Annotated in this window: 12 protein-coding genes, 5 rRNA genes, 1 other RNA gene and 1 pseudogene (1 of these 19 cut by a window edge); 17 read left to right on the plus strand and 2 right to left on the minus strand. The window is 42.9% G+C overall.

Features of this window, described 5'->3' with window-relative positions; translation table 11 throughout:
* A 23S ribosomal RNA gene (locus tag AC6HZ4_RS10030) occupies positions 1-1,370 on the plus strand (it extends 1,556 nt beyond the left edge of the window).
* Positions 1,371-1,428: 58 nt separating this feature from the next.
* Positions 1,429-1,544: ribosomal RNA gene (gene rrf, locus AC6HZ4_RS10035) — 5S ribosomal RNA — on the plus strand.
* A 295-nt stretch (positions 1,545-1,839) separates the two neighbouring features.
* On the opposite strand, the gene AC6HZ4_RS10040 is transcribed toward rrf (AC6HZ4_RS10035), so the two are convergent.
* Positions 1,840-2,121, minus strand: a complete 282-nt coding sequence (locus AC6HZ4_RS10040; RefSeq protein WP_497494841.1) for a YueH family protein — start codon at positions 2,119-2,121, stop codon at positions 1,840-1,842.
* Positions 2,122-2,656: 535 nt separating this feature from the next.
* On the opposite strand from AC6HZ4_RS10040, the gene AC6HZ4_RS10045 reads away from it, so the two are divergent.
* From AC6HZ4_RS10045 to AC6HZ4_RS10060, 4 genes are all read left to right on the plus strand, one after another.
* On the plus strand, positions 2,657-3,247 hold the full coding sequence (locus AC6HZ4_RS10045; protein WP_497494842.1) for a TetR/AcrR family transcriptional regulator: 591 nt from the start codon (positions 2,657-2,659) through the stop codon (positions 3,245-3,247).
* Positions 3,248-3,392: 145 nt separating this feature from the next.
* Positions 3,393-4,040: a DJ-1/PfpI family protein gene (locus tag AC6HZ4_RS10050; protein ID WP_497494843.1), complete on the plus strand. Its 648-nt coding sequence runs from the start codon at positions 3,393-3,395 to the stop codon at positions 4,038-4,040.
* Between the two features lie 784 nt (positions 4,041-4,824).
* Positions 4,825-5,454: a DUF2306 domain-containing protein gene (locus AC6HZ4_RS10055; RefSeq protein WP_497494844.1), complete on the plus strand. Its 630-nt coding sequence runs from the start codon at positions 4,825-4,827 to the stop codon at positions 5,452-5,454.
* A gap of 290 nt (positions 5,455-5,744) precedes the next feature.
* On the plus strand, positions 5,745-6,305 hold the full coding sequence (locus tag AC6HZ4_RS10060; RefSeq protein ID WP_497494845.1) for a DinB family protein: 561 nt from the start codon (positions 5,745-5,747) through the stop codon (positions 6,303-6,305).
* A 213-nt stretch (positions 6,306-6,518) separates the two neighbouring features.
* Here the strand turns inward: AC6HZ4_RS10060 and AC6HZ4_RS10065 are convergent.
* Positions 6,519-6,647: pseudogene (locus tag AC6HZ4_RS10065) on the minus strand (recombinase family protein); the annotation flags it as partial.
* A 289-nt stretch (positions 6,648-6,936) separates the two neighbouring features.
* Between AC6HZ4_RS10065 and AC6HZ4_RS10070 the strand changes: the two are divergent.
* The 11 genes from AC6HZ4_RS10070 to rnpB all read left to right on the plus strand — a co-directional run bounded on the left by AC6HZ4_RS10070 (position 6,937) and on the right by rnpB (position 21,605).
* A complete protein-coding gene (locus tag AC6HZ4_RS10070) occupies positions 6,937-8,322 on the plus strand; it encodes an ABC transporter substrate-binding protein (RefSeq protein WP_497494846.1) in 1,386 nt (461 codons plus the stop codon).
* A 111-nt stretch (positions 8,323-8,433) separates the two neighbouring features.
* Positions 8,434-9,318, plus strand: a complete 885-nt coding sequence (locus AC6HZ4_RS10075; RefSeq protein WP_497495661.1) for a carbohydrate ABC transporter permease — start codon at positions 8,434-8,436, stop codon at positions 9,316-9,318.
* A gap of 14 nt (positions 9,319-9,332) precedes the next feature.
* A complete protein-coding gene (locus AC6HZ4_RS10080) occupies positions 9,333-10,157 on the plus strand; it encodes a carbohydrate ABC transporter permease (protein WP_497494847.1) in 825 nt (274 codons plus the stop codon).
* 55 nt (positions 10,158-10,212) lie between these two features.
* Positions 10,213-11,091, plus strand: coding sequence for a sugar phosphate isomerase/epimerase family protein (locus AC6HZ4_RS10085; RefSeq protein ID WP_497494848.1), 879 nt, complete (start codon positions 10,213-10,215; stop codon positions 11,089-11,091).
* A gap of 25 nt (positions 11,092-11,116) precedes the next feature.
* Complete coding sequence (locus AC6HZ4_RS10090; RefSeq protein ID WP_497494849.1) at positions 11,117-12,217, plus strand: Gfo/Idh/MocA family protein; 1,101 nt, start codon at positions 11,117-11,119, stop codon at positions 12,215-12,217.
* A 580-nt stretch (positions 12,218-12,797) separates the two neighbouring features.
* The gene (locus tag AC6HZ4_RS10095; protein ID WP_497494850.1) at positions 12,798-13,979 is read left to right on the plus strand and encodes a GntR family transcriptional regulator; all 1,182 of its coding nucleotides are present in this window, start codon (positions 12,798-12,800) and stop codon (positions 13,977-13,979) included.
* Positions 13,980-14,713: 734 nt separating this feature from the next.
* Positions 14,714-16,252: ribosomal RNA gene (locus tag AC6HZ4_RS10100) — 16S ribosomal RNA — on the plus strand.
* 153 nt (positions 16,253-16,405) lie between these two features.
* A 23S ribosomal RNA gene (locus tag AC6HZ4_RS10105) occupies positions 16,406-19,331 on the plus strand.
* 58 nt (positions 19,332-19,389) lie between these two features.
* Positions 19,390-19,505 (plus strand): 5S ribosomal RNA (gene rrf / locus AC6HZ4_RS10110).
* The 16S, 23S and 5S rRNA genes sit together here, the layout of an rRNA operon.
* Before the next feature lie 134 nt (positions 19,506-19,639).
* The gene (locus AC6HZ4_RS10115; RefSeq protein ID WP_497494851.1) at positions 19,640-21,001 is read left to right on the plus strand and encodes a hydroxysqualene dehydroxylase; all 1,362 of its coding nucleotides are present in this window, start codon (positions 19,640-19,642) and stop codon (positions 20,999-21,001) included.
* Positions 21,002-21,215: 214 nt separating this feature from the next.
* Positions 21,216-21,605, plus strand: an RNA gene (gene rnpB, locus AC6HZ4_RS10120) — RNase P RNA component class B.
* Positions 21,606-21,658 lie beyond the last annotated feature (53 nt).

Genomic DNA, 21,658 nt, shown 5'->3' on the forward strand with positions numbered 1-21,658 from the left:
CCGTAAAGGCTGAGCTGTGATGGGGAAGCCCTTTATGGGCGAACTCCCTGATTCTACGCTGCCAAGAAAAGCTTCTAGCGATGGTAAATGGTGCCCGTACCGCAAACCGACACAGGTAGGCGAGGAGAGAATCCTAAGGTGAGCGAGAGAACTCTGGTTAAGGAACTCGGCAAAATGACCCCGTAACTTCGGGAGAAGGGGTGCTCTTCGTAAGGAGAGCCGCAGTGAATAGGCCCAAGCGACTGTTTAGCAAAAACACAGGTCTCTGCGAAGCCGCAAGGCGAAGTATAGGGGCTGACACCTGCCCGGTGCTGGAAGGTTAAGAGGAGAGGTTAGCTCCAGGCGAAGCTTTGAATCGAAGCCCCAGTAAACGGCGGCCGTAACTATAACGGTCCTAAGGTAGCGAAATTCCTTGTCGGGTAAGTTCCGACCCGCACGAAAGGTGTAACGACTTGGGCACTGTCTCAACCAGAGACTCGGTGAAATTATAGTACCTGTGAAGATGCAGGTTACCCGCGACAGGACGGAAAGACCCCGTGGAGCTTTACTGTAGCCTGATATTGAATTTTGGTACAGCTTGTACAGAATAGGCGGGAGCCTGGGAAGCCGGAGCGCCAGCTTCGGTGGAGGCGCCTGTGGGATACCGCTCTGGCTGTATTGAAGTTCTAACCCGCGCCCCTCATCGGGGCGGGAGACAGTGTCAGGTGGGCAGTTTGACTGGGGCGGTCGCCTCCTAAAGTGTAACGGAGGCGCCCAAAGGTTCCCTCAGAATGGTTGGAAATCATTCGAAGAGTGTAAAGGCATAAGGGAGCTTGACTGCGAGACCTACAAGTCGAGCAGGGACGAAAGTCGGGCTTAGTGATCCGGTGGTTCCGCATGGAAGGGCCATCGCTCAACGGATAAAAGCTACCCCGGGGATAACAGGCTTATCTCCCCCAAGAGTCCACATCGACGGGGAGGTTTGGCACCTCGATGTCGGCTCATCGCATCCTGGGGCTGTAGTCGGTCCCAAGGGTTGGGCTGTTCGCCCATTAAAGCGGTACGCGAGCTGGGTTCAGAACGTCGTGAGACAGTTCGGTCCCTATCCGTCGCGGGCGCAGGAAATTTGAGAGGAGCTGTCCTTAGTACGAGAGGACCGGGATGGACGCACCGCTGGTGTACCAGTTGTTCTGCCAAGGGCATCGCTGGGTAGCTATGTGCGGACGGGATAAGTGCTGAAAGCATCTAAGCATGAAGCCCCCCTCAAGATGAGATTTCCCATAGCGTCAAGCTAGTAAGATCCCTGAAAGATGATCAGGTTGATAGGTCTGAGGTGTAAGCGTGGCGACACGTGCAGCTGACAGATACTAATCGATCGAGGGCTTAATCATAATTACACAGCACAGCATGTTATCTAGTTTTGAGGGAATATCCTTCAAACAAAATAGGTCTAGTGATGATGGCGAAGAGGCCACACCCGTTCCCATACCGAACACGGAAGTTAAGCTCTTCAGCGCCGATGGTAGTTGGGGGTTTCCCCCTGTGAGAGTAGGACGTCGCTAGGCAAATTTAAATCCCTTCTGCATCCGCGCAGAAGGGATTTTTTGTGTGGTATGATTTAGGCGAAGCTTAGCAAGAATAAGTATGTACAGCATTACCAGAATGCTTAGCGTTCGAACTCGCAGTGAGGGCGGTCCAAGAGAATCATTCACGATATCTTTTGCTTACATGATGAGTGTAACTAAGTTAAGAAGGAGAACAAAAGCTGTTTTACCACTTAGTGAATGCTTATCTTATTTAAAAGATGTACCTCTGCAACCCAGTTATATTTTTAGGTAGCAATAAGTAATATTATCTGTCTCACCATCTAATAACATTATCATACGGTGTGTTCTCATTATTAACCGCTTTGTTAATTACATCTGCTAATTCTTGTGCCAAATGGTACTGTAACCCCCGACGGCAAAGGGACCGAAGCATCTCGTTATATTCGTACTTAACCTCATCGTGTGTTCCAATATCATAGCGAAGCAAAAATGACCACTCTTTTTGAGGAATAGCAACCAGTACACGATTGGTGCTTATATTTTCGAGGTATATTTTCAAAATCCCAGTACCCTCAGTCACATCATATTGCTTCATCAGATACACCTCCCTTTTCCGTTACGTACATCCTTATCATACCATTGAAGATGGCAGCATGGTAGAAGATTTGAAGAATCAACAATGCAGCAGGGAAAATGAATGCATATTTTTTAAGTTGATTTTTCAAGAAACATAGCTAGAAAGCATTTTGCTGACGATCTTTTTATACAGCCGCTTAGATATGTATAATCATAAAACTCTTTGTTCTTAGTAGGAGTAAGGGGCCCATTCAACCAAGTTGTTTCATTCATTGGTAATCTCCATCTTTTTCTGTAATGTTTTTAAGAGTTTCTAATACAATAAAGGGTAGTATCAGAAAAATACGGATTTACAACGTTAAGGAAATTCTAATATTAAAAAGTTCATCTTTCTCAGCAGTGCAATTAAGAAATTAGGCCTTTTTCGTTGCTCCATTAAAGTACCGCTTGTTGAAGATCATTTATTAAAGGAGAACTACTCGTTAGTTTAGTTTTTAAATTTTTTGAGTTATAATATTAAACGTTATAAAGAGGAACTTGGAGGAAACAACAAAATGAGCAAGAATGATGAAGTACGCGATCAAATTATAATGACTGCTTTACGCCTTTTTAATACAAAAGGATTTAGCCAAACTTCCATTCAGGATATTATGGAAGCATCTTCTTTACCAAAAGGAGCAATTTACCGTAGGTTTACTAACAAAGAGGCAATTGCTCTTGCTACATTTGAAAAAGCAGGAGAAATAATTTGGAACCATATTGTTCAAGCAAGTGAACAAGCGAATACGGCTACTGATAAAATAATAGCAATATCATACATTTACCAAGACGCTGTCAATAATCCTCCTATTGAAGGCGGTTGCCCATTACTAAATACTGCTATTGAAGCCGATAATACCTACCCAGAGCTTCAAAAGGTTGCTTCTGAAAGTTATAACCAAACACTTCTGTTTTTGCAATCAATTATTGAGGATGGAATGCGTAATAACGAATTCCGTAAAGATATAAACTCTCTTTCTCTGGCTTCATTTCTTATGTCTTCTATGGAAGGCGCTATAATGGCAAGTCGTTTATCATTTAATAATGACCATATTTTTTATTGCATTGAACAAATTAAAGCTTTATTGAATTACTATTCTTCTTGAATGACCCCCACTTTCTAAGTTATTGGGTTTTTTTTCATTAATAATTCACAATTTCATTATGTACAACCAAACAGTATACTATATAATATAATTATCGGACCGGACGGTTCGGTCTGATAATAAAAAAAGAGGATGTGTATATAATATGAAATTTCAAATTGTTTTATTTGATGGATTCGATTTAATGGATGCAATTGCTCCTTTTGAGGTTTTTGCAGCTGCAGCAATTTTTTCACCTGAAAATGTAATAGTAGAGTTGGTAACAGCTGAAGGGAAAAGACTAGTCAAAAGTGGCGTTAATGACGTAGAAATTGAAGCCACAGGAGTAATTGATCCGAACGCTGAAGGTGTTATTTTAGTTCCGGGTGGAGCTGGAGATATGTATGGTGATGGTCCCAATTCGATAGTAACCAAATTAAAGAAAGCTTCTGAAACGGAGCTAAAAACTTTGTTACAAAAAGCGGCGCAAAACCCTAATATTACCTTAACCACAGTATGCGGAGGTTCTACCCTTTTAGGGATGATGGGACTATTAAATGGCCGACATGCTGTTACACATCATATGGGCATGGATGTGTTGCCGGCTATGGGGGCTAGGCCAGTATATGCTCGTATAGTAGATGATGGAAACTTAGTATCCAGTGGTGGTGTAACTTCAGGTATAGATATTGCCATTTACACAATTGAACAAAAACTTGGCCCCAAAATTGCTCACTATATCGAGAAGATATTTGAGGTTGAACGTAGAGGAACAGTTTGGTCAAATAAAGGTCAAGAACCTTGTTTCAATTAAAATAAAGAAGTCCTTTTCTTTTTATTATTTATTCTCTATTAAAACAAAACGAAAGGAATGTGACTGCTTAGTAGAATTGAACACTTCACTGCTTGATAAGGCTGAACACTTTTTTCCAGTTCAAAGCACCTGCTTTACATGGAGAGGCGTACATGATAGCCTGAATGGCCTTGCAAATTTCCTTACAGGATGCGGCTTTGCAAAAGAATCCTGTACGTAGAGACTCCGTGTCAAGCGTCCAGGATAGTACGCTAATTTCCAGGAACATGTTCACGCTTATCGAGCAAAAAGTGTTCATTTCTGGCTGGCGGTCTCACAAGGAATAAGCTTATGTATTCTCTATTATTACTTGTTCATGTAATTAGTGCGGTACTTCTTGGGAGTTACCTTACATTACCTTGGCAAATAAAAAAAACGCCAAATATTCCAAGAGACAACCTGGTACTTCGCATTAATTTTATTCAATCGTATACACGAGCAGGTCATTATTCACTCATCCTCCTACTAGTATCTGGAGGCTTAATGATTGTTATATATTCTGCTTTCCCCTCAATAATTTGGATAGTAGTATCCTGCAGCACTTTACTGTTTATTAGTGCTTTTATGGGCATGATTTTGAAAAAACTTAGACAAATCAAGGATTCAGAAAAACCAGAGGATCTTTTGAAGAAGAATTTTAAAGTTTTAAGTATGTTTAGTTGGGCATTATTCGTTTGCATACTCTTTGCACTCATTATAATGACTAATCCTTCTATACTTTTATAAAACTGAGGAGGATAGGTATATGAAGCAACACAAATTCCTAATTACGATTTTATCAATTATTTCAGTAATGTGGGTAATGCATACACTATCAAAGAATTTTGTAGTTGATCCAAGTTTTCAGGGATTCCTATCAAAAAAAGATGAACTTCTTTCTAATCAAATACTATGGATATTGATGATACGAGTTCATATTATTCTTGCGATAATTGCACTCCTTACAGGACCTCTCGGAATAATTAAACGATTACGTTTAAAATCCTTAACATTTCATCGATGGAATGGTCGAGTCTACGTTTTATCTATTGTGTTAAACTTTATTCCCGGTTTATACGTTTCGTTCTTTGCGACAGGTGGCTGGCCAAGTACAATAGGGTTTCTTATCTTAAATACACTATGGCTTATCACAACAATATTCGGTTTTATATATATAAAAAGAAAAGATGTCTTGCGGCATAGTCAATGGATCACCCGAAGTTTCTTTCTATCCTTTGCTAATATGATTATTTATATCATTGTCGCAATTACACATAACGGATTAGAGCTCTCCTACGGTCTTTCATATACGATTGCTGTATGGCTTTGCTGGATTTTCAATTTAGCAATAGCAGAAATTGTGATTAGAAAAAAATACTTATATGATATTAAATAATTACGGGCCTTTTTGAAACCTTTAGTTTCGCAATTTCTATCTTTTGAATATCTTATCTTCTTGGTTAGATTAATTTAACGTGTGTCATATCTTCAATTTACTTAAAGAAATACTCCATATTGTTTCAACCTGACCCTATTAAAAGGCACTTTTTTTATGAGAGAAATGCGTCCGTTTGTTGAAAAAAATATTTTTCCCTGCCTATTATACATAAAATTTGGTTATCGTTAGTAAATACATCTATAAAGATGAATTAATATAAAGATATAACTAGTATGGAGGCGGTTATAATGCTTAAACGTCCGAAAAAGAATGAATACCATCCGTTTTTTGAGAGGTACATAACACTTGTTCCTGACGAAGGATTACTTGATATTCTAAAGAAGCAACAAGAGACAACTATTAATTTACTAAGAGGTGTATCTAGTGAACAAGCAGAGTACCAATACGAAGCGAAAAAATGGAGTTTGAAAGAGGTACTCGGTCACATGGCAGATGTTGAACGCGTACTGAGTTCTCACGTTCTTGTAGTTGCTCGTGGAGATACTCTTTCATTTACCCCATTTGATAAAGATTTATATATGACTAATGCAGATTTCAGCCGACTTGATTTCCAAGACATACTTTCAGATTTTTCGATTGTACGACAATGCACCTCTTCATTGATCGCCTGTCTTTCCAACGATGCATGGATACGTACGGGAACAGTTTTAAACCATCCAACTACTGCACGTGCACTGGCGTACATAATTGCCGGTCATGAACTACATCATCAAGCAATTATCAAGGAAAGATATTTACTAAAATACAACATAGATTTAGATTCAAATGAAAAAAGGAAGTCATTTTGATTTCCTTTTTTCATTTTGCGCAATGCCTATTTTACTTACATCTGCTTCACATAAAATTCGTAGTTGTTTTGTATGTTTTATTCGTAATATCAACCAAGATAGAGGACGGAGTTTTTATGCAATCTTTTATTCAATTAAATGGCTCTTTAATGGAATTAGGAAGGACTATTTGTTCCCTTCTGATAGCTTTCTATATTCTGATAAATCCAGCTAGGTCTCCTTTAATGATCTTAAATTTGCGTTTTTACTCCGTATGTAATTGATTAATTCGAATAAGTCTTGTGTACTTCGAGTGACCCGAGCCAAGTCTGTCACATAAATGATGTCATCTTCCTGTAAATCCGCATTTTCCTGACGCTACCCCTAATAAATTTTTGTAAAATTCAAATAATTAATAATAAATAGTATATTGACTTATAACATGTATATCTATTATAGTATCAATATACCAATCTTGTTAATTGTTGTAAAAGAGGTGATAACATACTATTTAGCTGCTAACTTATAAAATATTCAATGACAGATGAAAGAAGTTTTAGGGTTTTTCTTTTTTCACTCGTTTTGAAAGCGTTTCCTTTGTAAAAATTTTAATTTTGCACTTTTCATATTTTAGAGAAGAGGAGATGTTTTAATGGGAGTAAGTAAGTATAAAAAGGTGGCTGCTGTTTCACTCATTACGAGTAGTGTATTGTTCAATGTTGCTTGTTCTAATGAAAGCGCTTCCTCTAGTGGTAGTGCAGGAGGAAGCAAGAAGGATGAAATCAGTATTTCTTTTCGCTCTGGCGGAGGAGCCAATGCTGGTTTGACTGAGTGGTTGAAGGAAGAGGTCATTCCTGAGTTTAAAAAAGATCATCCTAATGCCGAGATTAAGCTTACCCCTCTTAATGTTTCAGAAGGGGACTATTTTGCAAAGATTGCGCTGATGCTTAAATCCAAAAACACAGCACCGGATATTGTGACCGAGGATACGTTTATGGTGAATTCCGATGCAAGCGCCGGATATTTGGAATCTTTAGATGATAAAGTGAAGAGCTGGGATGAGTGGGGCAATTTTACAGAAAATGTGAAAAACGGTGTGATTGCACAGGATGGTAAGGTGTATGGGGTACCTTATAATACGGATTCACGCGGGCTTTGGTACAACAAGGATTTATTTAAAAAGGCGGGGCTCCCTGTGCCGTGGGAACCGAAAACTTGGGATGACATTTTAACAGCTGCCAAAACGATTAAAGCGAAGTTTCCAGACGTGGTTCCGATTTGGATGAACTCAGGAAAGGCTACCGGCGAAGCAACATCCATGCAAACATTTGAAATGCTTTTATACGGCACGAAAACTCCTCTATATGATAACGAATCTAAAAAATGGATTGTAAAAAGTGAAGGGCTTGTCAATGCCTTTAAGTTTATTGATGAAGTGTACGAGCAGAAGCTCGGACCTAATCTTTCTCAAGTGTTAAACGGACAGGGAGGCACGGTTGCTTATCAGCAATTAATGCCGAAAGGAAAGCTTGCCATTGGACTTGATGGAATATGGCAAACAGGTAACTGGCGTGAAGACGGTCCTGCACCATGGCCTGAGGCGCTTGAAACTATGGGATTTGCGCCAATGCCAACAGAAAAGGGAGATGCTCCTGGAGCGGTAACGATGTCCGGAGGATGGGCACTTTCTATTCCAAAGAATGCTGATAATAAGGAGCTGGCTTGGGAATTTATTAAATTTGCATCTAGCAAAGAAAATAATCTCAAACTTCTACTTAAGGATCGCAGTTTAACTCCTCGTGATGATGTTGCGCAGGAGCCTGAATACCAAAAACTCCCTATGTTTAAAGAAGCAACAGAAATGTTAAAAACAGCACAGTTCAGACCGGCTGTTGATAAGTATCCGAACGTATCAACGCAAATTCAGTCTCTTGTGGAGGATGTTGTAACAAACAAGCTGACTCCAGAACAGGCAGCTGAACAGTATCAGAAAAATGTAACCAACATTGTTGGAAAAGAGAATGTGATTGAAAAATAAGATAGTCCGGCTTCCTTTCTAATTCAGATTGGAAAGGAAGCAATTATTCACGGTGACGGGAATGGGGTGTATATAGTGAGTACAAATCCGGTTGTATCACCAGCGGTTCAAATAGAGGAGAGTGTGAAAAAAGATTATACGCAATTCCGATCTATTCTCTTTTTACTGCCTGCTTGGATATTATTGCTTATTTTTGTTGTCGGACCTATCCTGCTGACATTTTATTTTTCTTTTACAAACCTCACATTAACGGGGACAGAGGCGAAGAGTATCGAGTTTATCGGATTCCAAAATTTTCTTTCCATGTTTGAGGATCCAAATTTCCGAATTAGCGTGGTAAATACGATTATCTTCCTGCTTTTCTCTGCCGTTATTGGTCAGCAGGCATTAGGGTTCATTTTAGCCTTATTAATGAAGGAAAAAAATAAAGCGTTTCGTCGGATCATTGGAATTATTGTAATTGCAGGATGGGTAACTCCGGAAATTATTGTAGCATTCTGTTGGGTAGCCTTTTTAGGTGATAATGGAACATTAAATATGATTTTACAGCATATGGGGCTAAAACCTGTCACATGGCTTTACACGTTTCCTATGGTCAGTGTAGTTATCGCGAACATATGGCATGGGACTGCCTTCTCGATGCTTGTGTTTCAGGCCGCGTTAGACGATGTGCCAAAAAGTGTGGAAGAAGCGGCAGTTGTTGATGGAGCTTCCCGTTTTCAGGTGCTATTGAAAATTGTTCTTCCAATGGTAAAGGGTTCTATTGTTACAAATATGATCCTAGTTACATTGCAAACCTTAGGTGTGTTTACATTGATTTATGCGATGACAGGCGGAGGACCAGGGAATGCTACTCAGACTCTTCCAATCTTTATGTACAATCAGGCATTTGTAAACTATCAGCTTGGTTACGGTACTGCTATTTCTCTCATCTTGTTATTAATTGGAATTATTGCAAGCTTGATTTATATGCGATCCATGAAGATAAAGGTTTAAGGAGGGGAGTAAAGATGAATCGTTTTAAGCGGGAACAAATTATCTCATATATTATTTTAACTATTATAGGGGTTCTGTTTTTACTTCCGCTTCTGTGGGTGTTAGTTGCTTCTATTGATCCTAACGCCCAACAGTCGTTAAAAACACCCGATTCGTTGACAGGAGCGAATTTTGCCTCTATTTTGTCTGATCCTGCCATTGTTCGTTCTTTTGGAGTTGGGTTATTTTTATCATTTGGGCAGGCTGTACTCGTTGTCGTTGTCGCGGGACTGGCAGCTTATCCCCTTTCGCGCTATACTTTGAAATTTAAAAAGCCGTTTATGTACACGATCTTGTTTATGACCTCTTTACCAATTACAGCAGTGATGGTTCCTGTTTATCAGCTTTTCATTTTTATGAACCTTCAGGACTCTATTATAGGAACGGTATTGTTTCTAACAGCATCTGGTTTGCCATATGCAATTTGGATGATGAAAAACTTTATGGACGCCGTTCCGTTGGAGCTGGAGGAGTCAGCCTGGATAGATGGAGCATCCGTCTGGGAAGGGCTGCGGAAAATTGTCGCTCCGTTAATGATTCCCGGGATTTGTACAGTAGCAATTTTTACGTTTTCCGGAAGCTGGGGCAACTTTTTCGTTCCGTACATTTTAATTCAAACACCTGAAAAATTTCCTGCCTCTGTAACGATTTATCAGTTTTTTGGAAATCATGGTCTTGTTGAATATGGAAAGCTGGCAGCCTTTTCATTGATTTATACAATGCCGGCAGTCGTTCTTTATATATTCTCGCAGCGCTTTATGTCTCAAGGCTTCAGCCTCGGCGGAGCATCGAAAGGATAAAGTTAATAAAAATTATGGCTTTTAAGAAGCTAATCTTATAGGAGGTGTTCATGTTATGAATCGAAAAATAGGAATGAGAATATCACCAAAAATTGGTGCAGATGGAATAGAGTCTGTTGCAAGCTGGGCCTCTAGTATCGGTATTGATGTAATAGATGTTCCTTTTTATAACGCAGAAGTTAAAAATACCTTAGAAAAAGCTGGGCTTGAAGTTGGATCCATTGATGCTGTAGGCGCAGTTGGTCATACGCAGCTATTAAGCGCGGATGAAAAGAGCCGATCGGAGGCAGTGGAAGCAATCAAGAACCAAATGACGGAAGTTTCCGGGCTGGGCGGCAAGGTCATGTTTATGTGCCTTGTTCCAGAAGATATCACTTTGCCGCGTAACAAAGCATTTGAAATTTGGAAAGAGACATTTCCTAGTATTGTGAAGCATGCAGAGCAAGAGAATATATACATAGCACTCGAAGGATGGCCTGGGCCTGCACCTTATTATCCAACTTTAGGTTGTACACCTGAAATGCTCAGAGCGATGTTCAATGTCATTCCTTCAAAGCATTTTGGAATAAATTATGACCCATCCCATCTCGTTAGACTAAGCATAGATTATGTAAGGTTCTTGCATGAATTCGGGGAAAGGGTAAATTACAGTCATGGAAAGGATACTGAAATTTTACATGATGAATTATATGAATGCGGTGTCATTCCTGCTTCTTTTGGTTCGAAATATGATTTTTCAGAAGGTTCATGGCGTTACACAATTCCAGGGCAGGGTGATGTGGATTGGGGAAAAGTTGCAGTACGCTTAGAAAAGGTTGGCTACAAAGGCCCGATCAGTATTGAATTAGAGGATCACCGCTATTGGGGTTCTATAGAAGCTGAACGTAAGGGAATTGTAAAGGCAAAAGAACATCTTGCTATTTATTTTAAATAATACGAGATTATTGGAGGGAAAACAGATGTCTAAAACAGTGAAAGCAGCTATTATCGGTTGCGGCGGCATTGCCAATGGGAAGCATTTGCCTAGTTTATCCAAACTTAAAACAGTAGAACTTGTTGCCTTTTGTGATGTACTAATTGAAAGAGCTGAAAAAGCTGCAACAGAATACGGTGTTAAAAATGCGAAAGTTTATGAGGATTATAGAGAGCTGCTTGAGGATCAGTCAATCGAAGTGGTTCATGTACTGACACCAAATGATTCACATGCTGAGATCTCTGTGGCGGCCCTTGATGCAGGGAAACATGTAATGTGCGAAAAACCAATGGCGAAAACATCAGCGGAAGCTCGTCTTATGCTTGAAGCAGCAAAACGTTCTGGAAAAAAACTTACCATTGGTTATAATAATCGCTTCCGCCCAGATAGCCAGCATCTATATAAAGTATGCGAACGTGGTGATCTTGGTGAGATTTATTACGCTAAAGCTCATGCCATTCGCCGTCGTGCTGTTCCAACTTGGGGTGTTTTTCTTGACGAGGAAAAACAAGGAGGAGGCCCGTTAATCGATATTGGTACACATGCCCTGGACTTAACCTTATGGATGATGAACAACTATAAGCCAAAAATGGTTCTGGGCACTACTTATCATAAATTAAGTCAAAAGAGAGATGCAGCCAATGCGTGGGGACCGTGGGATCCGGAGAAGTTTACAGTTGAAGATTCTGCATTTGGATTTATCACGATGGAAAATGGCGCAACCATTGTTTTAGAAGCGAGTTGGGCTCTCAATACTTTAGATGTCGATGAAGCAAAATGTTCACTAAGCGGAACAGAGGGTGGAGCCGATATGAAGGAAGGGCTTAGAATAAACGGGGAAAGCTTTGGTAAACTCTACACAAAAAATGTTGATCTTGATGCAGGAGGCGTAGCATTCTACGATGGAAACTCTGAAACAGATGCTGATTTAGAAGCACGATTGTGGATAGATAGTATCCTGAATGATACAGAGCCGCTCGTAAAACCAGAGCAAGCATATGTTGTAACGCAAATCTTGGAGGCTATCTATGAATCTGCCAAAACTGGTAAAGCGGTTTCTTTTGAAGAACAATCTACGCTAGCTTGAAATGATTAATATCTCATTTTTTAAAGATCGATAGAAAGCTTGGTTAAGGTAATACACGGAAATATTAATCCTCTGAAGCGGAATGTTAATGGATTCGGGCAGTCATAAGATTGATGTACTTCTGTGGACTACAGGATTAAAGCGGTCGAAGTGGAATCCAAACTGGAGCATCATGATGCTTCGGTTTGGATTGATTCATTTAGTTAAGTAGAAAAATGAGGCGGGAGGAAACGAGATGTCCAATATAATCAATATAGGAATTATTGGCGGCGGGGGGATTGCCGCAGCTCATGCCAGGGCGTATATGCATGGAATTTTGCAGTTCTAATTTTAAGAAGAGATATTAAATTGCTTTTTTGAAGGTGTTGCAAAACTCCCGCATGAAACAAAAGACCAATCGCCGGCACTACGAGCGGTAGAAATTTATCTACTGTTCCTTACTATTTTTAACTCCTCTTCGTGGAATTGAAATGATATGATATATTTAAAATTAAGACACGATCTGAATGAGATGTTGTGTAGATACATGCCATTAGGTCTTCCTGATGGTATAGATGTTATAGAGTTGAGGGTGGTTATTATGACAGCTTTATATGAGCAAGTATATCTATCATTGAAGAAGGCTATCATGGATGGAAAATATAATATTGGTGATCGTGTTCCCTCTGAAAAAGAACTGTCCGATTCTTTTCAAGTCAGTAGAATTACGAGTAAAAAGGCGTTGGAAAAGCTGGTGGAGGATGGAATTGTATATCGACAGCGAGGTAAGGGGACATTTGTTTCTAAAAGTGAGGAATCGGCTAAAGAGCCTCGAAATACGAAGAATCTAAAACCATTATTTGGCTTAATCGCAACAAATTTTGATGATAGTTATAGTTCCAAGCTCATATCTGGGATTGAAACTGCCTCAGATAGCCAATGTTTGCTCATCTTAAAACAATCATTTGGTTCTCCAGAAAAGGAGGAGAAGATCATCAAAGAGCTGCTCGATTTTGGAGTGGATGGCCTGATTATTTACCCAGCGCAGGCTGAGCACTACAGCTCAGAAATTTTAAAAATGGTAGTCAATCAATTTCCACTTGTCTTGATCGACCGCTCATTTAAAGGGGTTGCTGCCACAGCGGTTTCCACCGATAATGTGCAAGCTGCTAAAATAGGGATACAGCATTTATTTGAATTAGGTCATGAACAAATCGGTGTTCTTTCCCCAAGAACAATCAAAACAACGACGATTGAAGAACGATTTGACGGGATTGTTCAAGCATATGCTGAACGAAATACAATGGTAAACCGAGAATTGTGGTGTACAGAAATAAAAAGCACGCTTCCGGTTCCAGAAGCAACACCTGAACAAGATGTTGAAGTAATTAAAAACTATCTGAAGAAGCATCCCGACATCACTGCTTTATTCGCTCTTGAATACAGCATTGCAGTGCTGGCAAAAAGGGTTGTAGAACAATTAGGTTTGCGTGTACCAGAAGATATCTCAATTCTCTGCTTTGATGAGCCAAAAAATAATGTAACCGGCTGGACCTTCGCACACTTGCAGCAAAAAGAAGAAGAAATCGGAAAGATGGCGATTACAAGATTACTAGAGATGGTTAATGGAGAATGGTCAGTTAAAAAAGAGTACTTCCCTGCAAGCTTAGTAAAAGGAGACTCGACCTGCACCGTATCAAAAAAATATCTACTGTCTTCCAATTGTGAGGGAACAACAGCTGCCGCTGTTACCCGCACGAATAATAAAGAATTTTCTAGATAAATATTTTTCAATTTTTAATAAATTCTTTCTAACGTCTGATCATATGGTCAGGCGTTTTTTGTGTATACGAAATTCATTAGGGACGTGTATATTTTTTTGTTTTTTCGTAATAGTTCATTTTCAATTCATATTGGAGGTTTATCTTTATGGAGGCAATCCCGAGTTTTATTCCGAACAAAAACCAGTGACCTTCCTTTCGCGGATACTTCAGTTTTTACGTACTTCCGGTGTGCTTAGAGTGGTTTATCATTTATATGTAGTATAGTGCTCTAATTACAAAGATCCATACGCATATATGATATAAAAAAGATCAGGACGCTATTTAATTAAGGGAAAGTATTGTTGCGTCATACTTATAGTCTGAAACAGACTCTGAAAAACCAGGTGAATAAGGAATATTTTTCACCGCATAAAAATATTGCAGAGGTTCCATAACGTATGCTATATTATCTTTCCGCCGCTGATAACGAAGCGAATAGCGGTAGGTGTAATAGATGATTTTCTGATGATGTACAAAAAATATAAAAGGATGTTGACGAGATAGTCACATCATGATATATTGTAAACCCGCATTAAACAGATGTTGTTTGTGCGAATGAAATAAAAAACATGGTTGACATGAAGAAGTTGAGATGTTATATTAAGAAAGTCGCCTTGAGCGATAAATAGTTCTTTGAAAACTGAACAAAACATAAAACGTCAATGTTTTATTTCTATGAAGCTAGACAAACACTTTTATGGAGAGTTTGATCCTGGCTCAGGATGAACGCTGGCGGCGTGCCTAATACATGCAAGTCGAGCGAGGTTCTTCGGAACCTAGCGGCGGACGGGTGAGTAACACGTGGGTAACCTGCCTGTAAGACTGGGATAACTTCGGGAAACCGAAGCTAATACCGGATACTTTTTCGCATCGCATGATGTGAAATGGAAAGGCGGCCTTTGGCTGTCGCTTACAGATGGACCCGCGGCGCATTAGCTAGTTGGTGAGGTAACGGCTCACCAAGGCGACGATGCGTAGCCGACCTGAGAGGGTGATCGGCCACACTGGGACTGAGACACGGCCCAGACTCCTACGGGAGGCAGCAGTAGGGAATCTTCGGCAATGGGCGAAAGCCTGACCGAGCAACGCCGCGTGAGCGATGAAGGCCTTCGGGTCGTAAAGCTCTGTTGTTAAGGAAGAACAAGTGCGAGAGTAACTGCTCGTACCTTGACGGTACTTAACGAGAAAGCCACGGCTAACTACGTGCCAGCAGCCGCGGTAATACGTAGGTGGCGAGCGTTATCCGGAATTATTGGGCGTAAAGCGCGCGCAGGCGGTTTCTTAAGTCTGATGTGAAAGCCCACGGCTCAACCGTGGAGGGTCATTGGAAACTGGGAAACTTGAGTGCAGAAGAGGAAAGCGGAATTCCACGTGTAGCGGTGAAATGCGTAGAGATGTGGAGGAACACCAGTGGCGAAGGCGGCTTTCTGGTCTGTAACTGACGCTGAGGCGCGAAAGCGTGGGGAGCAAACAGGATTAGATACCCTGGTAGTCCACGCCGTAAACGATGAGTGCTAAGTGTTAGAGGGTTTCCGCCCTTTAGTGCTGAAGTTAACGCATTAAGCACTCCGCCTGGGGAGTACGGTCGCAAGACTGAAACTCAAAGGAATTGACGGGGGCCCGCACAAGCGGTGGAGCATGTGGTTTAATTCGAAGCAACGCGAAGAACCTTACCAGGTCTTGACATCCTCTGACAACCCTAGAGATAGGGCTTCCCCTTCGGGGGCAGAGTGACAGGTGGTGCATGGTTGTCGTCAGCTCGTGTCGTGAGATGTTGGGTTAAGTCCCGCAACGAGCGCAACCCTTGATCTTAGTTGCCAGCATTTAGTTGGGCACTCTAAGGTGACTGCCGGTGACAAACCGGAGGAAGGTGGGGATGACGTCAAATCATCATGCCCCTTATGACCTGGGCTACACACGTGCTACAATGGACGGTACAAAGAGTCGCGAGACCGCGAGGTGGAGCTAATCTCATAAAACCGTTCTCAGTTCGGATTGCAGGCTGCAACTCGCCTGCATGAAGCTGGAATCGCTAGTAATCGCGGATCAGCATGCCGCGGTGAATACGTTCCCGGGCCTTGTACACACCGCCCGTCACACCACGAGAGTTTGTAACACCCGAAGTCGGTGGGGTAACCCTTACGGGAGCCAGCCGCCTAAGGTGGGACAGATGATTGGGGTGAAGTCGTAACAAGGTAGCCGTATCGGAAGGTGCGGCTGGATCACCTCCTTTCTATGGAGACTTTCACGAATGCAGTTCGTGATAAGTAAAAGACGTTTTAGATGTTTTGTTCAGTTTTGAAGGAACTATCCTTCAAATGATGTTCTTTGAAAACTAGATAACAAATACTGTGCTATAGTAAAAACAAAGTGTAAACTTTTTAATGATTAAGTTAGAAAGGGCGCACGGTGGATGCCTTGGCACTAGGAGCCGATGAAGGACGGGACTAACACCGATATGCTTCGGGGAGCTGTAAGTAAGCTTTGATCCGGAGATTTCCGAATGGGGAAACCCACCATCTGTAATGGGATGGTATCTTCACCTGAATCCATAGGGTGTTGATGGCATACCCGGGGAACTGAAACATCTAAGTACCCGGAGGAAGAGAAAGCAAACGCGATTTCCTAAGTAGCGGCGAGCGAAACGGAAGATAGCCCAAACCAAGAGGCTTGCCTCTTGGGGTTGTAGGACGCTCTATATGGAGTTACAAAGGAACGGGGTAGATGAAACGGTCTGGAAAGGCCTGTCATAGAAGGTAACAACCCTGTAGTCGAAACTTCGTTCCCTCTTGAGCGGATCCTGAGTACGGCGGAACACGTGAAATTCCGTCGGAATCCGGGAGGACCATCTCCCAAGGCTAAATACTCCCTAGTGACCGATAGTGAACCAGTACCGTGAGGGAAAGGTGAAAAGCACCCCGGAAGGGGAGTGAAAGAGATCCTGAAACCGTGTGCCTACAAGTAGTCAGAGCCCGTTCATGGGTGATGGCGTGCCTTTTGTAGAATGAACCGGCGAGTTACGATCCCGTGCAAGGTTAAGCTGAAAAAGCGGAGCCGCAGCGAAAGCGAGTCTGAATAGGGCGCCGTAGTACGTGGTCGTAGACCCGAAACCGGGTGATCTACCCATGTCCAGGGTGAAGGTAGGGTAACACCTACTGGAGGCCCGAACCCACGCACGTTGAAAAGTGCGGGGATGAGGTGTGGGTAGCGGAGAAATTCCAATCGAACCCGGAGATAGCTGGTTCTCCCCGAAATAGCTTTAGGGCTAGCCTCAAGTGTGAGAGTCTTGGAGGTAGAGCACTGATTGGACTAGGGGCCCCCATCGGGTTACCGAATTCAGTCAAACTCCGAATGCCAATGACTTATCCTTGGGAGTCAGACTGCGAGTGATAAGATCCGTAGTCAAAAGGGAAACAGCCCAGACCGCCAGCTAAGGTCCCAAAATGTATGTTAAGTGGAAAAGGATGTGGAGTTGCTTAGACAACTAGGATGTTGGCTTAGAAGCAGCCACCATTTAAAGAGTGCGTAATAGCTCACTAGTCGAGTGACTCTGCGCCGAAAATGTACCGGGGCTAAACATACTACCGAAGCTGCGGATTGATACCTTTTGGTATCAGTGGTAGGGGAGCGTTCTAAGGGCGGTGAAGCCAGATCGGAAGGACTGGTGGAGCGCTTAGAAGTGAGAATGCCGGTATGAGTAGCGAAAGATAGGTGAGAATCCTATCCACCGAATGCCTAAGGTTTCCTGAGGAAGGCTCGTCCGCTCAGGGTTAGTCGGGACCTAAGCCGAGGCCGAAAGGCGTAGGCGATGGACAACAGGTTGATATTCCTGTACCACCTCTTTACCGTTTGAGCGATGGAGGGACGCAGAAAGATAGGGGATGCATGCCGCTGGTTGTGCATGTCTAAGCAGTTAGGCTGGTAAGCAGGCAAATCCGCTTACCGTAAAGGCTGAGCTGTGATGGGGAAGCCCTTTATGGGCGAACTCCCTGATTCTACGCTGCCAAGAAAAGCTTCTAGCGATGGTAAATGGTGCCCGTACCGCAAACCGACACAGGTAGGCGAGGAGAGAATCCTAAGGTGAGCGAGAGAACTCTGGTTAAGGAACTCGGCAAAATGACCCCGTAACTTCGGGAGAAGGGGTGCTCTTCGTAAGGAGAGCCGCAGTGAATAGGCCCAAGCGACTGTTTAGCAAAAACACAGGTCTCTGCGAAGCCGCAAGGCGAAGTATAGGGGCTGACACCTGCCCGGTGCTGGAAGGTTAAGAGGAGAGGTTAGCTCCAGGCGAAGCTTTGAATCGAAGCCCCAGTAAACGGCGGCCGTAACTATAACGGTCCTAAGGTAGCGAAATTCCTTGTCGGGTAAGTTCCGACCCGCACGAAAGGTGTAACGACTTGGGCACTGTCTCAACCAGAGACTCGGTGAAATTATAGTACCTGTGAAGATGCAGGTTACCCGCGACAGGACGGAAAGACCCCGTGGAGCTTTACTGTAGCCTGATATTGAATTTTGGTACAGCTTGTACAGAATAGGCGGGAGCCTGGGAAGCCGGAGCGCCAGCTTCGGTGGAGGCGCCTGTGGGATACCGCTCTGGCTGTATTGAAGTTCTAACCCGCGCCCCTTATCGGGGCGGGAGACAGTGTCAGGTGGGCAGTTTGACTGGGGCGGTCGCCTCCTAAAGTGTAACGGAGGCGCCCAAAGGTTCCCTCAGAATGGTTGGAAATCATTCGAAGAGTGTAAAGGCATAAGGGAGCTTGACTGCGAGACCTACAAGTCGAGCAGGGACGAAAGTCGGGCTTAGTGATCCGGTGGTTCCGCATGGAAGGGCCATCGCTCAACGGATAAAAGCTACCCCGGGGATAACAGGCTTATCTCCCCCAAGAGTCCACATCGACGGGGAGGTTTGGCACCTCGATGTCGGCTCATCGCATCCTGGGGCTGTAGTCGGTCCCAAGGGTTGGGCTGTTCGCCCATTAAAGCGGTACGCGAGCTGGGTTCAGAACGTCGTGAGACAGTTCGGTCCCTATCCGTCGCGGGCGCAGGAAATTTGAGAGGAGCTGTCCTTAGTACGAGAGGACCGGGATGGACGCACCGCTGGTGTACCAGTTGTTCTGCCAAGGGCATCGCTGGGTAGCTATGTGCGGACGGGATAAGTGCTGAAAGCATCTAAGCATGAAGCCCCCCTCAAGATGAGATTTCCCATAGCGTCAAGCTAGTAAGATCCCTGAAAGATGATCAGGTTGATAGGTCTGAGGTGTAAGCGTGGCGACACGTGCAGCTGACAGATACTAATCGATCGAGGGCTTAATCATAATTACACAGCACAGCATGTTATCTAGTTTTGAGGGAATATCCTTCAAAAAAAATAGGTCTAGTGATGATGGCGAAGAGGTCACACCCGTTCCCATACCGAACACGGAAGTTAAGCTCTTCAGCGCCGATGGTAGTTGGGGGTTTCCCCCTGTGAGAGTAGGACGTCGCTAGGCTCTAAAACCCCTGTTTTGTATCATGCAAAACAGGGGTTTTTGTTATGTATGGATGATCAGAAAAAATATTGCCGCTTATGTATATCCAGATTAGTTTTGGTGAAAAAGGAGGAATATACAAAAGAGGTGATATAATGAGAGAGCAATTTGATATCATTGTTGTCGGGGCGGGATTAGCTGGTCTGACATGCGGCTTAGAACTTACGTACGCGAAGAGAAAGGTACTTCTCCTAGAGGCAGAGCATGTGGTAGGAGGACGTACGTCGTCTTATCTGGAAAATGGCATGAAAGTCGAATCAGGATTTCATCGTTACATCGGTTATTACTCTGCAATGCCGAAAGTGCTGCGAAAAGCAGGAATTCGTCTAAATGACATTTTTACTTGGGAAGATAAGGTTGAAATTCGCGTCAAGCATCGGGAAAAGCTAGTGACGCTTGGACTTGCACCAATGTTTGGACCAGTGAAGACAATAAAAGGCTTATTAGGAAACAATGAAATCATTTCTATGCGTGATAAGCTATCATTGCTTCCGTTTTTTGTAAATGGTTTTAAGGATTATCTCCTAAAACCGAAGGAGTTGGATACATACAGTGTTAGGGATTACGCTAGAAAATATGGTGTGAGCGAGGATGCATTTCATTACATGGTCGTACCGCTTAGTACAGGTATTTATTTTTTACCTCCAGAGCGGTATTCTGCCTATGTGTTTTTTGGGCTGTTTGCGCCCGGGATTCCGAAATTTTATAAAATGCGAATAGGTGCTTATCTTGGCGGCATGACAGATGTTATGTGTCAGCCGATGGCAGAAGCGATTGAAAAACGGGGCGGCGTTGTGAAAACAAAAGCAAAAGTGCAGCAATTGCTTGTGGAAAACGGAAGAGTGACGGGTGTGAAAATGGAGAATGGTGATGAGTTTACAGGGAGACATATTGTTCTCGCGACAACGTTAAACTCCGCGAAGCAGCTTCTGAAGCCTTCTTTTGGAGAACATCCATGGTTTCAGCCTATGCAGCAGCTGCCGATGATGCCAGCTGCTGTATTTCAAATTGATTTAAGCCGTCCATCCTTACCGAAGGATATTACAACCTTTGGGCCGAAAACATCAATGGCAAGCTTTGCGGAGCAATCACGTACAACCTTTCGTCATGTGCCCGGCCGTCTGTCCATCATTCTCGCCGACCCAGAAAAGTTTCTTCCGCTCACGCCGGAGGAGACACTCGAGATTGTAATCAAGGACGCAAAGGATTTAGGGATGGATATTTCTGACGCGGTTATAGACTATCGTAAGATTAATCACGATTATGATTTTCACTCGCTTGAACCGGGACATAATTGGATGCGCCCAGAGCAAAATACACCTGTACCAGGGCTTGTGCTTGCAGGGGATTATACGATGCAGCCATACTTTTCTACGATGGAGGGAGCTGTCGTATCAGGGCAACGTGCAGCAAAGGTTATATTGAAAGGAAAAAATCCGAGCGGGCTGCCGATATAGGGACCTATGCTGCAGGATTCAAAAACAGTTGCTCTTTATGATTATGATTGTCGATAGGATACAAGCACTAGAAAATATGGAAATAAATATACATTTATTTATTTTGTTTTATGGATTATCATAAGGATGTACCACAGAGGTGATACAAACGAAAGATAAGGCAATGCATTCGCAACAATGATGCCTTTATGAAATAATATAGAACATCATATCGTACTCGAGAGAATCGCGCAGGCTTTTAGATGGCCTGTGAGGAAAGTCCGTGCTCGCACAAGCTGAGATGCTTGTAGTGTTCGTGCCTGGCGAAACCGTAAGCCAGGGCAGTCAAATATTTGACTGACGGCAGGGAAAAAACCTAAGTCCGATTAGGATATGGTTTGACTACCTTGAAAGTGCCACAGTGACGAAGCTCTGATGGAAACGTCGGAGGTGGAACGAGGTAAACCCCACGAGCGAGAAACCCAAACGATGGTAGGGGAAGTGTCTGAAGGGAATTGGAACCGACAGACACCGCAGCAATCGTGCTGCGAGATAGATGATTCTCCATCTTCGTGCGAGGATATTGTCCGCTTGCAGCACAAGATGAACAGAACACGGCTTACGAAGGTCGATATGATAGCACTCTATAGAAAGGGACAGAAGGAATGCTGACATTCT

The sequence above is a fragment of the Ectobacillus sp. OTK genome (assembly GCF_059698935.1).

What these genes read in the sequence shown, in the direction of transcription:
- AC6HZ4_RS10040 (WP_497494841.1), bottom strand. Translation starts at nt 2,121, where the DNA reads ATGAAGCAATATGATGTGACTGAGGGTACTGGGATTTTGAAAATATAC.
- AC6HZ4_RS10045 (WP_497494842.1), top strand. Translation starts at nt 2,657, where the DNA reads ATGAGCAAGAATGATGAAGTACGCGATCAAATTATAATGACTGCTTTA.
- AC6HZ4_RS10050 (WP_497494843.1), top strand. Translation starts at nt 3,393, where the DNA reads ATGAAATTTCAAATTGTTTTATTTGATGGATTCGATTTAATGGATGCA.
- AC6HZ4_RS10055 (WP_497494844.1), top strand. Translation starts at nt 4,825, where the DNA reads ATGAAGCAACACAAATTCCTAATTACGATTTTATCAATTATTTCAGTA.
- AC6HZ4_RS10060 (WP_497494845.1), top strand. Translation starts at nt 5,745, where the DNA reads ATGCTTAAACGTCCGAAAAAGAATGAATACCATCCGTTTTTTGAGAGG.
- AC6HZ4_RS10070 (WP_497494846.1), top strand. Translation starts at nt 6,937, where the DNA reads ATGGGAGTAAGTAAGTATAAAAAGGTGGCTGCTGTTTCACTCATTACG.
- AC6HZ4_RS10080 (WP_497494847.1), top strand. Translation starts at nt 9,333, where the DNA reads ATGAATCGTTTTAAGCGGGAACAAATTATCTCATATATTATTTTAACT.
- AC6HZ4_RS10085 (WP_497494848.1), top strand. Translation starts at nt 10,213, where the DNA reads ATGAATCGAAAAATAGGAATGAGAATATCACCAAAAATTGGTGCAGAT.
- AC6HZ4_RS10090 (WP_497494849.1), top strand. Translation starts at nt 11,117, where the DNA reads ATGTCTAAAACAGTGAAAGCAGCTATTATCGGTTGCGGCGGCATTGCC.
- AC6HZ4_RS10095 (WP_497494850.1), top strand. Translation starts at nt 12,798, where the DNA reads ATGACAGCTTTATATGAGCAAGTATATCTATCATTGAAGAAGGCTATC.
- AC6HZ4_RS10115 (WP_497494851.1), top strand. Translation starts at nt 19,640, where the DNA reads ATGAGAGAGCAATTTGATATCATTGTTGTCGGGGCGGGATTAGCTGGT.